Source organism: Pseudomonas sp. GW456-L12, assembly GCF_059424045.1.
The window spans coordinates 102,341-103,049 of sequence record NZ_JBWKZA010000023.1 but is presented as its reverse complement, the minus strand read 5'-3'; the positions used below and the strand labels follow the sequence as shown (position 1 = coordinate 103,049).

The window sequence follows — 709 nt, the reverse complement described above, 5'->3', positions numbered from 1 at the left end:
TCCCGGTGGTGGCCGGGCTGGGGGTAGGGCTGCTGGCGGGGGCGATCAACGGCAGCATCATTGCCATCACCGGCATCCCGCCCTTTATCGCCACCCTCGGCATGATGGTCTCGGCGCGTGGCCTGGCGCGCTATTACACCGAAGGCCAGCCGATCAGCATGCTCTCGGACTCCTACACCGCCATCGGCCACGGCGCGATGCCGGTGATCATCTTCCTGGTGGTGGCGGTGATCTTCCATATCGCCCTGCGCTACACCAAGTACGGCAAGTACACCTATGCCATCGGCGGCAACATGCAGGCGGCGCGGACCTCAGGGATCAACGTCAAGCGCCACCTGGTGATCGTCTACAGCATCGCCGGACTGCTGGCGGGGCTGGCCGGGGTGGTGGCCTCGGCGCGGGCGGCGACCGGGCAGGCGGGCATGGGCATGTCCTATGAACTGGACGCCATCGCCGCGGCGGTGATCGGCGGCACCAGCCTGGCCGGCGGCGTGGGGCGCATCACCGGCACCGTGATCGGCGCGCTGATCCTCGGGGTGATGGCCAGCGGGTTCACCTTCGTCGGCGTCGATGCCTATATCCAGGACATCATCAAGGGCCTGATCATCGTGGTGGCGGTGGTCATCGACCAGTACCGCAACAAGCGCAAGCTCAAGCGCTGACTTCGCTCCTACAGAAGAGCCATACTCCACGGCAGGGGGGGGGGGGG

Annotated in this window: 1 protein-coding gene; it reads left to right on the top strand. The window is 66.9% G+C overall.

Annotated features, from left to right (window positions below; translation table 11 throughout):
- Positions 1 to 662, top strand: a 662-nt coding sequence (locus AC07Y9_RS23950; protein ID WP_146021886.1) for an ABC transporter permease, incomplete at its 5' end; no start/stop codon positions are given.
- Positions 663 to 709 lie beyond the last annotated feature (47 nt).